This is a genomic window from Pseudomonas sp. PB101 (assembly GCF_009764265.1).
Lineage (GTDB): Bacteria > Pseudomonadota > Gammaproteobacteria > Pseudomonadales > Pseudomonadaceae > Aquipseudomonas.
Genome location: NZ_RWIR01000096.1, coordinates 17,377 through 30,264, shown reverse-complemented (window position 1 = coordinate 30,264; position 12,888 = coordinate 17,377). Strand labels below are relative to the sequence as shown.

Sequence of the window (12,888 nt, the reverse complement as noted above, 5' to 3'; positions counted from 1 at the left end):
TGTCACGAGTCTGAGTCGAGGTGTGCAATGGAGCTTCAAACATGGCTGGCGTTTTTTGCCGCCTGCTGGGTGATCAGCCTGTCCCCCGGTGCCGGCGCCATTGCGTCGATGTCCAGCGGCCTGCAGTACGGTTTCTGGCGCGGCTACTGGAACGCCCTGGGCCTGCAACTGGGCCTGGCGGTGCAGATTGCGATTGTCGGCGCCGGGGTTGGCGCGATTCTCACGGCATCGGCCAGCGCCTTCTACGCGATCAAATGGTTCGGCGTGGCCTATCTGGTCTACCTCGCTATCAAACAATGGCGCGCGCTGCCCAGCGACATGAGCGATGACGCCGCCGTACGCCAGATCGGCAAGCCGATGGCTCTGGTGTTCCGTGGCTTCCTGGTGAACATCAGCAACCCCAAGGCCCTGGTGTTCATGCTCGCGGTGTTGCCACAGTTCATCGACCCGCATGCGCCGCTGCTGATCCAGTACGTGATCATCGGCGTGACCATGATCTGCGTCGACCTGATCGTCATGGCCGGCTACACCGGGTTGGCCTCCAGGGTGCTGCGCCTGTTGCGCACGCCCAAACAACAGAAACGCATGAATCGCACCTTTGCCGGGCTGTTCATTGGCGCGGCGGCGTTCATGGCGACACTGCGCAAAGCCGCGGTCTGATTGCGCCAGGCACAAAAAAGGCGACCTTTTCAGGTCGCCTTTTGCATTGTCGGCCGGCCGGTCAGCGCAGAATCACGGGCGCCGAGTCCGCTGGCAGGTTGTTGCGCAACGGCGCTTGCCTTGGTGCTTCGTCACCACCTTCGCCAAGCTGCTGGCTCATTTGTGCAGCCACGTCCTCACCCAGTGCCTTGGACACCTCGCGTACCACCCGCGGGCGGTTCAGCGAAACCTTGATGTCCCGGCCATTCACCAGCTTGGTGTCCTGGCCTTCGCCCATCGCCGTGAAGGCCGAGGTGATCTCGAAGGTGCGGGTATTGATCAGGCTGAAGTCCGCGACCAGGGTCAGCCCCAGCACCGCGGAATGGCTGTCCGTATTGGCCAGCTCAGTCACGTCGCGGGTGAAGTCGATGTCCGACACGGTGCCGAACAGCACGTAATCGGCACCCTTGAAATTGCCGGCCTTGATCCGCCTGATCACATCAAAGACGTCACCCTTGGACGACGACGTGTAAGGCGTGCCCTGCACCAGCTGGAACATGCCGGTACGCAGGATTTCACCCTTGATGTCACCGGTGAACTTGCGCAGCTCACCCTGCTCGATGTAACTGCTGGTGGCTTCGATTTCGTTGTAGCTCGGCGATCCGCTGGCGCTGTAGGGACTCGCCTGGAAATTGCTTTGTGCGGAGACGATGTGGATGTACTGCTCCACACGTTCCTGATACGCCAGATCCGTCACCGCCACTTTTGGCGCCGCCTGCGCGCCGAACGCGCAAGCGAGGGCCATCATGCCAATCCATGCGCGCATCGATCAGCGCTCCGTGGTCTTGCGGATCTCTTTTTCGTCCATCCATTCGGCCAGACCGCTTTCGACGTCGATCAGTTGCAGGCTGAATTTGTAGAAGACGTCCTTGTAGTCGCTGCTGCGCTTGACGATCGAGCTGATCGAACCTTCAAGGCGGTACTTGGCGGCGATCATGTTGCCGGTCTTGGCCACGGTGTTCTTCTTGTACAGGCCGCTCTGGTTCTGCAGCTTGAGTTGGTCGACCTGGCTCTGCATCTGGGTGTTGTCGCTGGAGAAGCGGGCAGTGCCGGTCTTCATCAACTGGGTCTTGATGCTGGTGGTGATTTCGCGGGTGTCGATGTACTCGCTGGTCTTGTTCTTCACATCGTAGACCTGCACCACCGGCCGACCCTGGAGGATGCCGGACTGGGCCAGGGAGCGGGTCATGGATTCGGCGATCATCTGCAGGTCGGTGGAACCGAACTCGTTGGTCACGGTTTCAACCGCTTTGGTGTCGCCGTAGCCGATGTTCTTGCTGCCCAGGGTCGGCGAGGTGTTGGCGCAACCGCTGGCCAGCAGGGCGATGACGGCGATGAAGGAAAAGCGTGCAAACATGGGAGTGCTCTCTGGAAACTGGAATAGGGGTATGGCTTAAGGCGTCTTGATTTCCAGACGGAAATCCACGGCCTTGGCGGTCGGTGCGATGGCCTGGATGAAGCTGGTCTGTTCGCCGTACATCATCTGGCTCTTCCAGGTTTCTTCTTCGGCGATGGGGAAGCCTTCAGGGCCGAGCCAGGCAAAGCGGTAGTAGAAGGTCTTGTTGTTGAAGCTGGTGTTGCTCAGTTGCGCGTTGACCGTCATGAAGCCGTTTTCACGCGCTACGCGCATGGCGCCGACCACGATGTTTTTCAGCTTGCCTTGAGCCACGACTTTGCTCGCGGCGCTGCCCGGCTCCGGTGGCGGCGGGGTGGCGCAACCGGCCAGCAGGGCCAGGCCGAGGGCCGCGATGAATTTGAAACGCATGCTAAGACTCCGTTCTCAAGGTTGGGTGAGGCTGGCCACGGTGGCCGGGCTGATGCTCGGGTTCACGCGAGCGACCGGGCCGGCGGCGAACACTTGGTTGCCCACGGCGCGCAGGCTGATGACCTGGTAGCGCTGATCGACAGTGACCTTGACCACCGTGGCGCCGACGATGTTTGGCAGGGTGATCTGGTGCTCGCCCTTTTTCAGGCGCAGGCGTACCACCTGGGTGTTGTCCGGCAGGGTCCGCCAGGTCCGGGTATCGGCACCTTCAAGCACGGCGGAGGTGATGCCCACGGCCAGGCCCGCCAGAGGGTTGGTTTCATTGAGCTGCTTCTGCATCACGCCACGGCTCACCGCTCGAACGGTGGTGCGCACGATGATGCCCGGCATGTCATCGCGCAGGGCGCGGCGGGACATGGCGGTGGTGCTGTTGAGTTGAGTCAGGCTCAGTTGCTGGCCGTCCACGCCGATCTGCGTCAGCGCGGCAGTCGAGGTATCAGGCTTGATGATCGGGAACGACAGTGGCGTGATCACCACGTTGCCGCTGATCGGCAGGGGCAGGGGCACGCGGATGGAATCCCGGGCAGGTGCCAGGCCGCTTTGCACGACGATCAGGATGTCGCTGTCCACGTCCTTGCCGTTCGCCTTGTCGAGGTTGACCAGTGCCTGTTCCAGCAGTGGCGTATTCGGGCGCAGTTCCGCCGCCTTGCGATAGCCTGGCGCAGCCAGGTCTTTTTCGCCCAGGGCTTCATAGACGAAACCGGCCAGATAGTGACTGAACGCGCTCTGGTAACTGTTTTTCAGGCCGACCACTTCCGGTGCGTCAAGGCTGGCGACCGGATAACCCTGCAAATCCTTGTATTGAGTGGTGACGCCTTCCTTCTCGGCCTCTTCCTCACTCTTGAGGTATTCCTTGTCGCGCAGATCGGCAATCACCGCTTCACGCTCGTGGGTTTTCTTGATCGCCGTGCGCGCGCCGTCGAAATCGTTGGTGGCCAACAGGTTGAGGGCCATCTGTGTGGTCAGCATGACTTTTTCGTAGTCGTAGCCTTCGTAGCGACGCACTTTGTCATTCACCACCAGGCTGCCGAACTGGGCGAGGTATTTGGCCGTGTCGAGCTTGACCGAATCCTCCCACGCTCCCACCACCTGGTCGGCGCTGCTCCAGGCACTCTGGCTGCCGCTGAGATCGCCTTTGGCGCGCAGCAACTCGCCTTTTTCGAAGTAATAGAGCAGGTCTTTGTCGGTGCCCGTGTTGTTCTTTTCCAGCAGGGTCAACGCGGCGTCGACATTGCCGGTAGCCAGTTGCTGGTTGGTCTGGGCCAGTTCGGAGTCGTAGTTGCGAAAGGCGGAGCAGCCGGAAAGCAGCGTGATGGTGCTCAGCGCAAGCACGGTGAGGGCGCGGGATGCCATATGGATACTTCTTCCCTGAATAGGCAGCCGCAGTTGCTGGTCGGGCTGTGGGGACCTATCGGCAGAAACGGATGCTTGCCGATTCCTTATTAAAAAAGGAGCCTTGATGCCAAATCGCGATAACGAAGGCGCGGCATTATAGGCAAGGATGGTGGCATTGTAATGGCTTTTTAATTGCTAATTTTTCAGAAGTGCCATCACTGGGGATAGCCAAGTCACTGAAACAAAAAGGCTCGAAACACATCGAGAGCGCAACAAAGCTTGAGTGAAAGTCATCGGGAAGGAACAATATGTTACTTCGTGTTTCCAAATGAGATTCATTCATGATTGCGCCGTCCCGTTACCTGGCCTGGTTGTTAGCGCCGGTCCTTGCCTTGTGCAGCTTCAACCTGCTGGCCGCTACGGTGGAAGGCGCCCCGCAAGCCCTGCATTTGCTCGACTATATCGGCGCGGATTATCCGCAGGCGGTGCAGGCGGGCCAGGTCGTCAACGAGGCCGAATACCGCGAACAGGTTGAATTCGTCCAGGCCGTGCAGGCCTTGGTCGCCGCCATGCCGGTCAAGCCGGAAAAGGCCGGGCTGGAGCAGGGCCTTGGCGCACTGCATGACGCGATTGCCGCACGTCAGGACGGCGCTGATGTCGCCCGTCAGGCGCGGCAGCTCGGTGCGAAGCTGGCGGTAGCCTATGAAGTCAGCCAAGCCCCGATCATTACCCCGGACCCGGCTCGTGGCGCGCCGTTGTACGCCCAGCATTGTTCGGTGTGTCACGGTGATGCGGGAGCGGGCGATGGCCCGGCGGGTGTCGGCCTGACGCCGCCACCGGCCAATCTGCGTGACAGCGCGCGACTGGATCACCTGAGCCTCTATGCGATCTACAGCACCTTGGGCCTGGGCGTGGAAGGCACCGACATGCCGGCCTTCGCCGATCAGCTGGACGAGCGCCAGCGTTGGGACCTGGCCACTTATATAGCCAGCTTCAGCGCCGACCCGGCGACCGCCAGCGGAGACAGGCTCTACAACCTTGCCGATCTGGCCCGCCGGACTCCGGCCGAAGTGCAGGCCGCCGACGGCGCGCCAGCCGCCGCGACCTTCCGCGCGCAACGCGCGCAGCCGCCGCAGGTCAAGCGGGGCCCCGCACAGCTGCTCGACTACACCGCAGCCACGCTGGACAAGAGCATCGCGGCGTATCGCGCCGGTGAACATGATCAGGCTTATGACTTATCGGTAGCGGCCTACCTGGAAGGCTTCGAACTGGTCGAAAGCTCCCTGGACAACGTCGACGCCAACGTGCGCAAGGACACCGAAAAATCGCTGATGGCTTATCGTCAGTCGCTGCAGGATGGTCTGTCGATCGAGCAAGTGGAGCAGCGTCTGGAAGCGGCCAAGGACAAACTGAAGACCTCTGCCGGCTTGCTCGGCAGCGATGGCCTGAGTTGGTCCCTGAGCTACATTTCCGGCCTGCTGATTCTGCTGCGCGAAGGCCTGGAAGCGATTCTGGTGCTGGCGGCGATCCTCGCCTTCCTGCGTAACACCGGTCAGCAATCGGCAGTGCGCAGTGTCAATGCCGGCTGGGGCCTGGCGCTGTTGGCCGGCTTGGGCACCTGGGCGCTGGCGGCCTATGTGATCGATGTCAGCGGTTCCCAGCGTGAACTGCTGGAAGGCGCGACGGCACTGTTTGCCAGCGTCATGGTGTTGTGGCTGGGCGTGTGGATGCATGACCGTCGCCACGCGGCGGCCTGGCAGGATTACATCAAGACCAGCCTGGTGGGTGGCGGTGGGCGTTTCGGCTTTGCGACCCTGGCGTTTTTCTCGGTGTATCGCGAATTGTTCGAAGTGATTCTGTTCTACGAAACCCTGTGGTTGCAGGCAGGTCCAGCGGGGCACAACGCCGTGTTGGCCGGCGGGGCCACGGCGCTGGTGCTGTTGATCGGTTTGGCCTGGGTGATTTTGCGCGGTTCGGCGAAACTGCCGCTGGCGCTGTTCTTCAGCATCAACGCCGGCCTGTTGTGCGCATTGTCGGTGGTGTTCGCCGGGCATGGTGTGAAGGCACTGCAGGAAGCCGGGATCTTTGGCACGCGGCCGGTGCCGTTCTTTGACTTTGACTGGCTGGGGATTCACTCGGATGCCTATTCGCTGAGTGCTCAGGCCGTGGCGATCATTGCGATTGTCGTGCTGTATGGTCGCAGTCGGGTGGTTGAGAAGCGGCGGTTGCAGGTTTCATAAAGAACAGCATTCGCTGCGCTCATATCGCGGGCAAGCCCGCTCCCACAGGGTTTGGCGTTAATCTGTGGGGGCGGGTGCTTTTCAACAGAGGAATATGCAATGCGTGTGTGGATCGATGCCGACGCCTGTCCGCGGGCAGCCAAGGATCTGGTGGTCAAGTTCGCCCTCAAGCGCCAGTTCGAAGTGGTGCTGGTGGCCGGACAGCCGCAGATCAAGCCAGGCCTGGCGCTGGTCAAGCTGATCGTGGTGCCGAGCGGCCCGGATGCGGCCGATGACTACCTGGTGGAACACGCGGTCCCCGGTGAACTGGTGATCTGCAGCGATGTGCCGTTGGCCGATCGCCTGGTGAAGAAGGGCGTGGCAGCGCTCGATCCACGGGGCAAGGAGTTTGATGCGCAGAACATGGGCGATCGCCTGGCGGTGCGCAACCTGTTCACCGATTTGCGCGAACAGGGGCAAATCGGCGGGGGGCCGGCGCCGTTCGGCGACCGTGAGAAGCAGGCGTTTGCCAATGCGTTGGACCGGATTCTCACTCGCCTGGCCCGCAATTCTTAAGACCAGTGACGAACCCTGTGGGAGCGAGCTTGCTCGCGATAGCGGACTTACAGACAACCTCGATGTTGAATGTGCTGGCCCCATCGCGAGCAAGCTCGCTCCCACAGTTTTGAAGGGCGTCAGGCGTCGTTTTCGTGGGTTAGCTCAAGCACCCGGTCTACCAGCTTGTTGATCCCCGTCGCCACTTCACTGATGCTCTGCGCCAGCATGTAAGCCGGGGTGCTCACCAGTTTGCGTGCCTTGTCCTCGACGATGTCACTGACCGCGCAATCGGTATGGGTCGCGCCCATCTTGTTCATTGCGGCTGCGGTGTCGGTGTCATTGCCAATGGTGCAGGTGACGCCAGGGCCGTAGATCTTGGCCGCCAGGGCCGGGGAAATGCACATCAATCCCACCGGCTTGCCGGCCTCGGCAAAGGCTTCGGTCAGTGCCAGGACATCCGGCTGAACCGTGCAGCCGGCGCCTTCGATGGCGAAGTTGGACAGGTTCTTGGCCGAGCCGAAGCCGCCGGGCACGATCAGCGCATCGAAGTCATCGACGTTCGCGTCACGGATGTCCTGGATGTTGCCCCGGGCAATCCGCGCCGATTCCACCAGCACATTGCGCGATTCGGGCATTTCTTCGCCGGTCAGGTGGTTGATCACATGCAACTGGGCGATGTTCGGTGCGAAACACTGTACCTGCGCGCCGCGCTGATCCAGGCGAAGCAGGGTGATGACGCTCTCGTGAAGCTCGGCGCCGTCGTACACGCCACAACCGGAAAGGATCACTGCAACTTTTTTGCTCATGGGCTTTTCTCCAGATTCATGGCGTTAAATGTCCACTAATTTGTCACTCGTTGCCATAGGGTTAATTCACGGTTACACATAGCATCAGTTCTCAAGATTCGGGCCAGGGCGCGTCATGGACCTCATTCTGTATGCGGTGCCGTTCTTCTTTGTGCTGATCGCCCTCGAACTGCTGGTCGACCGTTGGCGCGGGGTGAGCAATTATCGGGTGGCGGACGCGATCAACAGCATCAGCACCGGCGTGCTGTCGACCACCACGGGGTTGCTGACCAAAGGCGTGGGACTGCTGAGCTACGCGTTTGCCCTCAAACACCTGGCATTGTTCGAACTGTCTGCCGACAGCGTCTGGACCTGGGTGTTTGCCTTTGTCTTCTACGATTTCTGCTACTACTGGCTGCACCGCATGGGGCACGAGCGCAACATTCTCTGGGCCGCGCATTCGGTGCATCACCAGAGCGAGGATTACAACCTGTCCACGGCGCTGCGCCAGACCAGCACCGGATTTCTGTTGAGCTGGATCTTCTATCTGCCGATGGCCGTGTTCGGCGTACCGCTGTTGGTGTTCCTCAGTGTCGCGGCGTTGAATCTGCTGTACCAGTTCTGGGTGCACACGCGACACATTCCCAAGCTTGGCTGGTTCGAATGGTTTTTTGTCACGCCATCCAATCATCGGGCTCACCATGCGCAGAACACTCTCTACATGGATCGCAACTACGGCGGTGTGTTCATTATCTGGGACCGTCTGTTTGGCTCGTTCCAGGAAGAAGACGACAACGAGCCAGTGATTTTCGGCGTGACCGCGCCACTGGCGAGCTGGAATCCCGTGTGGGCGAACCTGCAGTTCTACGCGCAGTTGTGGGCGGATGCGCGGCGTGCCGCAAGCCCCTGGGATAAATTGCGGATCTGGTTCATGCGCACCGGCTGGCGCCCGGCGGACGTGGCGGCGAAATATCCGCTGAACAAGCCGGACCTGACCCGGTTCCGCAAATTCGAAGTGCCGCTGGACGGGCGTCTACAGTTCTACGTCCTGTTGCAGTTCTGCGTCTACATCGCGCTGGGCAGCTACTTGATGAATCTTCAAGCGAATCTGTCAGTCACCGCCCTGTTGCTGGGCTGGGGAGCGGTGGCATTCGGTCTGTTCGTGCTGGGCGTGGCCCTGGAGAATCGCCCGTGGGCGTTGACGCTGGAGCTGGTACGGCTGGCGTCGAATCTGCCATTGGCATGGCTGGCCCCGATGGTGGGGCTGTGGCCGGTCAGCGCGGCGGGCTGGATCGGCCTGCTCAGTTACAGCCTGTTGAGCGTTGTCGGTCTGTACTGTTGTCGAAACCGTGTCACTCGGCTGGCGTCGTAGGGCCTTCGGTTTTGGTCTTCTTCAGGGCTTGTTCGTCGGCGTAGACCTGTCTGGCCAGGCGGGCGTTCTTGAAACGCCGACGCAGCCACAGCACCAGTCCCAGCACCAGCAGGGCGCCAAGCACCCATAGCTCGTACTTCTTCACACTGCCGAGCATGCCTTCGAGCACCGCGCCGAAATGGTAGGCGGCAGCGGCGAGGGCGGTGGCCCAGATGGCCGCGCCAATGCCGTTGAGCAACAAGTAGCGTCCCGGCGGATAGCCCGACAGCCCGATGGCCACCGGCATGACCGTGCGCAGACCGTAGACGAAGCGGAAGCTCAATACCCAGATGTCCGGATGCTTGCGAATGTGTTCCAGCGCCCGGTCACCCATCATCTGCCAGCGTGGCTTGCGTGCCAGCAGCTTGCGGCCGTGCTTGCGTCCCAGGAAATACCACAGTTGGTCGCCGGCATAGCTGCCGAAGAAGGCCACGACCACCACCAGGTTGATGTCCATGTATCCACGAAACGCGAGGAAGCCCGCGAGCACCAGGATGGTTTCGCCTTCGAAGAACGTGCCTAGAAAAAGGGCAAAGTAGCCGAAGTCATGCAGAAATTGTTGGAGCATTGTCTGGGTGCTGGCGAAATGAACGCGCAGCCTAACCCTTCGGACACATTCAGGAAAGTGTCCAAATGTGTCTCGACGTGAACATTTCCTACAACGACAATGGAATGCGGCTACGTGTCACAGCGTGCACATAACTGTAATACGTTCGTCATAATGGCCGCTTATAACTGTCACGCTCGCCCGTCTGCGCGGGCTCAGGAGTCTGCCGTGAGCTTTACCCCCGCCAATCGTTTATTCCCTGCAACCCGCCTGCGTCGCAACCGTCGTGACGACTTCTCGCGTCGTCTGGTCCGTGAAAACGTGCTGACCGTCGACGACCTGATCTTGCCGGTGTTCGTGCTGGACGGTGAAAACCGTCGCGAAGCGGTGGCTTCGATGCCGGGCGTTGAACGCCTGACCATCGACCTGCTGCTGGAAGAAGCGGCCAAGTGGGTCGAACTGGGGATTCCGGCGCTGGCCCTGTTCCCGGTGACGCCGGCGCAACTCAAATCCCTGGACGCCGCCGAGGCGTGGAACCCTGAAGGCATCGCACAGCGCGCCACCCGTGCCTTGCGCGCGCAGTTCCCCGAGCTTGGCGTGATCACCGACGTCGCCCTGGACCCGTTCACCACCCACGGGCAGGACGGCATCCTTGATGAAGAAGGCTACGTGCAGAACGACATCACCGTCGACGCACTGGTCAGGCAGGCCCTGTCCCACGCCGAAGCCGGCGCTCAGGTGGTGGCGCCGTCGGACATGATGGACGGTCGCATCCAGGCGATCCGCGAAGCCCTCGAAGTGGCTGGCCACGTCAATGTGCGGATCATGGCCTACTCGGCCAAGTACGCCAGCGCCTATTACGGGCCGTTCCGCGATGCGGTCGGTTCGGCGCTGAACCTGGGCAAGGCCAACAAGGCCTCCTATCAGATGGACCCGGCCAACAGCAACGAAGCCCTGCACGAAGTGGCGGCGGACTTGTCAGAAGGTGCAGACATGGTCATGGTCAAGCCAGGCATGCCGTACCTGGACATCCTGTGCCGGGTAAAAGAAGAATTCAAAGTGCCGACGTTTGTCTATCAAGTCAGCGGCGAGTACGCCATGCACATGGCGGCGATCCAGAATGGCTGGTTGAGCGAAGGGGTTATTCTCGAATCCCTGACCGCTTTCAAACGTGCAGGCGCTGATGGCATCCTGACGTACTTTGCCGTTCGTGCCGCTCAATTGTTACGAGAGCAGAAATAGCCCTCCCAGGAACATGTGATGAATACCGAAGGACTCACTGAAGTTGCCGTACAAGACGCTCAACCCGTGGTAGAGCAAATCGCCGAGACCCCGCCGGAGCTGGAGCCTGCTGCTCCCGCAGTGGTCGCCGAAGCCGTTGCGGCGGCACCGGCCATTGCCATTCCGGGCCTGGATGACAGCAGTCTGTACATCCATCGCGAGCTGTCGCAACTGCAGTTCAACATCCGCGTGCTGGAACAGGCGCTGGATGTGTCCTATCCGTTGCTGGAGCGGCTGAAGTTTCTGCTGATCTTCTCCAGCAACCTGGACGAGTTCTTCGAGATTCGCGTTGCCGGCCTGAAGAAGCAGATCACCTTCGCCCGTGAACAGGCGGGCGCCGATGGCCTGCAACCGCATCAGGCACTGGCGCGCATCAGCGAACTGGTGCACGGTCACGTCGACCGCCAGTACGCGATCCTCAACGACATTCTGTTGCCGGAGCTGGAGAAACATCAGGTCCGCTTCATCCGTCGCCGCCACTGGACGACCAAGCTCAAAACCTGGGTCCGCCGCTATTTCCGTGACGAGATCGCGCCGATCATCACCCCGATCGGCCTCGACCCGACTCACCCGTTCCCGTTGCTGGTGAACAAGAGCCTGAACTTCATCGTCGAGCTCGAAGGCATCGACGCCTTCGGTCGTGATTCCGGTCTGGCGATCATCCCGGCGCCACGCCTGCTGCCGCGTATCATCAAGGTGCCGGAAGAAGTCGGCGGCGCAGGCGACAACTATGTGTTCCTGTCGTCGATGATTCACGCCCACGCCGATGACTTGTTCCAGGGCATGAAGGTCAAGGGCTGCTACCAGTTCCGCCTGACCCGTAACGCCGACCTGGCGCTGGACTCCGAAGACGTCGAAGACCTGGCCCGCGCCTTGCGCGGCGAACTGTTCTCCCGTCGCTACGGTGACGCAGTGCGCCTGGAAGTGGCCGATACCTGCCCGAAACACTTGTCCGACTACCTGCTCAAGCAGTTCAACCTGAGCGAGACCGAGTTGTATCAGGTCAATGGCCCGGTGAACCTGACGCGTCTGTTCAGCATCACTGGCCTGGACAGCCAGCGCGAGCTGCAATACCTGCCGTTCACCCCGCAGATCCCGAAACTGCTGCAGAACAGCGAGAATATTTTCAGCGTGATCAGCAAGCAGGACATCCTGCTGCTGCACCCGTTCGAGTCGTTCACGCCGGTGGTCGACCTGCTGCGCCAGGCCGCCAAGGACCCGCACGTGCTGGCGGTGCGCCAGACCCTGTACCGCTCCGGCGCCAACTCGGAAATCGTCGATGCGCTGGTGGATGCGGCGCGTAACGGCAAGGAGGTCACCGCGGTGATCGAATTGCGCGCGCGCTTCGACGAAGAGTCCAACCTGCAACTGGCCAGCCGGCTGCAAGCGGCCGGTGCGGTGGTGATCTACGGCGTGGTCGGCTTCAAGACCCACGCCAAGATGATGCTGATCCTGCGCCGCGAGGCCGGTGAAATCGTGCGTTACGCGCACCTCGGCACGGGTAACTACCACGCCGGCAACGCCCGCCTGTACACCGACTACAGCCTGCTGACTTCCGACGATGCCTTGTGCGAAGACGTCGGCAAACTGTTCAGCCAGTTGATCGGCATGGGTAAAACGCTGCGCATGAAGAAATTGCTGCACGCGCCGTTCACCCTGAAAAAGGGCATGCTCGACATGATTGCCCGCGAAACCCAGTTCGCCCTCGACGGCAAACCGGCGCACATCATCGCCAAGTTCAACTCGCTGACCGACCCGAAGATCATTCGCGCGCTGTACAAGGCCAGCCAGTCTGGCGTGCGCATCGACCTGGTGGTGCGCGGCATGTGCTGCCTGCGACCGGGCATCGCCGGGGTTTCCCACAACATCCACGTGCGCTCGATCATCGGCCGCTTCCTGGAACACACCCGGGTCTTCTACTTCCTCAATGGCGGCGACGAGCAGATGTTCCTGTCCAGCGCCGACTGGATGGAACGCAACCTCGACAAGCGCGTCGAGACTTGTTTCCCGGTGGAAGGCAAGAAGCTGATCATGCGGGTCAAGAAAGAGCTGGAGCTGTATCTGACCGATAACACCCACAGCTGGAGCCTGCAGTCGGACGGTCGTTACATCCGTAACACACCAACCGGCAACCAGAACCCGCGCAGCGCCCAGGCGACGTTGCTGGAGCGGTTGGGTAGTCCGATTCTGGCGGTTCGCTAGCGCCAGTAACCTGTGGGAGCGAGCCT

At 61.1% G+C, this 12,888-nt stretch carries 12 protein-coding genes; 6 read left to right on the top strand and 6 right to left on the bottom strand.

All coding sequences use genetic code 11. The features are described from left to right. The first annotated feature begins 27 nt into the window (after positions 1-27). Positions 28-660: a homoserine/homoserine lactone efflux protein gene (rhtB, locus tag EI969_RS29960; RefSeq protein ID WP_150716261.1), complete on the top strand. Its 633-nt coding sequence runs from the start codon at positions 28-30 to the stop codon at positions 658-660. 61 nt (positions 661-721) lie between these two features. On the opposite strand, the gene EI969_RS29955 is transcribed toward rhtB, so the two are convergent. From EI969_RS29955 to EI969_RS29940, 4 genes are read right to left on the bottom strand one after another with little or no spacing between them, the layout of a single operon-like run. Next, positions 722-1,465: a penicillin-binding protein activator LpoB gene (locus EI969_RS29955; RefSeq protein ID WP_160390866.1), complete on the bottom strand. Its 744-nt coding sequence runs from the start codon at positions 1,463-1,465 to the stop codon at positions 722-724. A gap of 3 nt (positions 1,466-1,468) precedes the next feature. After that, complete coding sequence (gene lpoB / locus EI969_RS29950; protein ID WP_150716263.1) at positions 1,469-2,056, bottom strand: penicillin-binding protein activator LpoB; 588 nt, start codon at positions 2,054-2,056, stop codon at positions 1,469-1,471. A gap of 36 nt (positions 2,057-2,092) precedes the next feature. After that, on the bottom strand, positions 2,093-2,464 hold the full coding sequence (locus tag EI969_RS29945) for a YcfL family protein (protein WP_150716264.1): 372 nt from the start codon (positions 2,462-2,464) through the stop codon (positions 2,093-2,095). A gap of 15 nt (positions 2,465-2,479) precedes the next feature. Further along, a complete protein-coding gene (locus EI969_RS29940; RefSeq protein ID WP_160390865.1) occupies positions 2,480-3,877 on the bottom strand; it encodes a COG3014 family protein in 1,398 nt (465 codons plus the stop codon). Positions 3,878-4,200: 323 nt separating this feature from the next. Between EI969_RS29940 and EI969_RS29935 the strand changes: the two genes are divergently transcribed. Then, a complete protein-coding gene (locus EI969_RS29935) occupies positions 4,201-6,099 on the top strand; it encodes a cytochrome c/FTR1 family iron permease (protein WP_160390864.1) in 1,899 nt (632 codons plus the stop codon). 99 nt (positions 6,100-6,198) lie between these two features. Next, positions 6,199-6,654 carry a YaiI/YqxD family protein gene (locus tag EI969_RS29930; protein ID WP_160390863.1) on the top strand — a complete coding sequence of 152 codons (456 nt, stop codon included), beginning with the start codon at positions 6,199-6,201 and terminating at the stop codon, positions 6,652-6,654. A gap of 119 nt (positions 6,655-6,773) precedes the next feature. Here the strand turns inward: EI969_RS29930 and elbB are convergent, their stop codons facing one another. Beyond that, on the bottom strand, positions 6,774-7,442 hold the full coding sequence (gene elbB, locus EI969_RS29925; protein ID WP_160390862.1) for an isoprenoid biosynthesis glyoxalase ElbB: 669 nt from the start codon (positions 7,440-7,442) through the stop codon (positions 6,774-6,776). 115 nt (positions 7,443-7,557) lie between these two features. On the opposite strand from elbB, the gene EI969_RS29920 reads away from it, so the two are divergent. Beyond that, on the top strand, positions 7,558-8,793 hold the full coding sequence (locus EI969_RS29920; RefSeq protein ID WP_160390861.1) for a sterol desaturase family protein: 1,236 nt from the start codon (positions 7,558-7,560) through the stop codon (positions 8,791-8,793). Here EI969_RS29920 and EI969_RS29915 read toward each other — a convergent pair. Beyond that, positions 8,774-9,400, bottom strand: coding sequence for a DedA family protein (locus tag EI969_RS29915; RefSeq protein WP_160390860.1), 627 nt, complete (start codon positions 9,398-9,400; stop codon positions 8,774-8,776). The genes EI969_RS29920 and EI969_RS29915 overlap by 20 nt on opposite strands. A gap of 207 nt (positions 9,401-9,607) precedes the next feature. On the opposite strand from EI969_RS29915, the gene hemB reads away from it, so the two are divergent. Together hemB and ppk1 are read left to right on the top strand one after the other, a co-directional pair. After that, entirely contained in the window at positions 9,608-10,621 is a 1,014-nt protein-coding gene (gene hemB, locus EI969_RS29910) for a porphobilinogen synthase (protein ID WP_160390859.1), read from the top strand. Positions 10,622-10,639: 18 nt separating this feature from the next. Further along, positions 10,640-12,862, top strand: coding sequence for a polyphosphate kinase 1 (ppk1, locus tag EI969_RS29905; RefSeq protein ID WP_160390858.1), 2,223 nt, complete (start codon positions 10,640-10,642; stop codon positions 12,860-12,862). Positions 12,863-12,888: the final 26 nt, after the last annotated feature.

Excerpts from the sequence above, each read along its gene's own strand:
- EI969_RS29940 (WP_160390865.1), bottom strand. The coding sequence starts at position 3,877 with ATGGCATCCCGCGCCCTCACCGTGCTTGCGCTGAGCACCATCACGCTG.
- EI969_RS29915 (WP_160390860.1), bottom strand. The coding sequence starts at position 9,400 with ATGCTCCAACAATTTCTGCATGACTTCGGCTACTTTGCCCTTTTTCTA.
- EI969_RS29930 (WP_160390863.1), top strand. The coding sequence starts at position 6,199 with ATGCGTGTGTGGATCGATGCCGACGCCTGTCCGCGGGCAGCCAAGGAT.
- ppk1 (WP_160390858.1), top strand. The coding sequence starts at position 10,640 with ATGAATACCGAAGGACTCACTGAAGTTGCCGTACAAGACGCTCAACCC.
- EI969_RS29920 (WP_160390861.1), top strand. The coding sequence starts at position 7,558 with ATGGACCTCATTCTGTATGCGGTGCCGTTCTTCTTTGTGCTGATCGCC.
- EI969_RS29945 (WP_150716264.1), bottom strand. The coding sequence starts at position 2,464 with ATGCGTTTCAAATTCATCGCGGCCCTCGGCCTGGCCCTGCTGGCCGGT.
- rhtB (WP_150716261.1), top strand. The coding sequence starts at position 28 with ATGGAGCTTCAAACATGGCTGGCGTTTTTTGCCGCCTGCTGGGTGATC.
- EI969_RS29955 (WP_160390866.1), bottom strand. The coding sequence starts at position 1,465 with ATGCGCGCATGGATTGGCATGATGGCCCTCGCTTGCGCGTTCGGCGCG.
- elbB (WP_160390862.1), bottom strand. The coding sequence starts at position 7,442 with ATGAGCAAAAAAGTTGCAGTGATCCTTTCCGGTTGTGGCGTGTACGAC.
- lpoB (WP_150716263.1), bottom strand. The coding sequence starts at position 2,056 with ATGTTTGCACGCTTTTCCTTCATCGCCGTCATCGCCCTGCTGGCCAGC.
- EI969_RS29935 (WP_160390864.1), top strand. The coding sequence starts at position 4,201 with ATGATTGCGCCGTCCCGTTACCTGGCCTGGTTGTTAGCGCCGGTCCTT.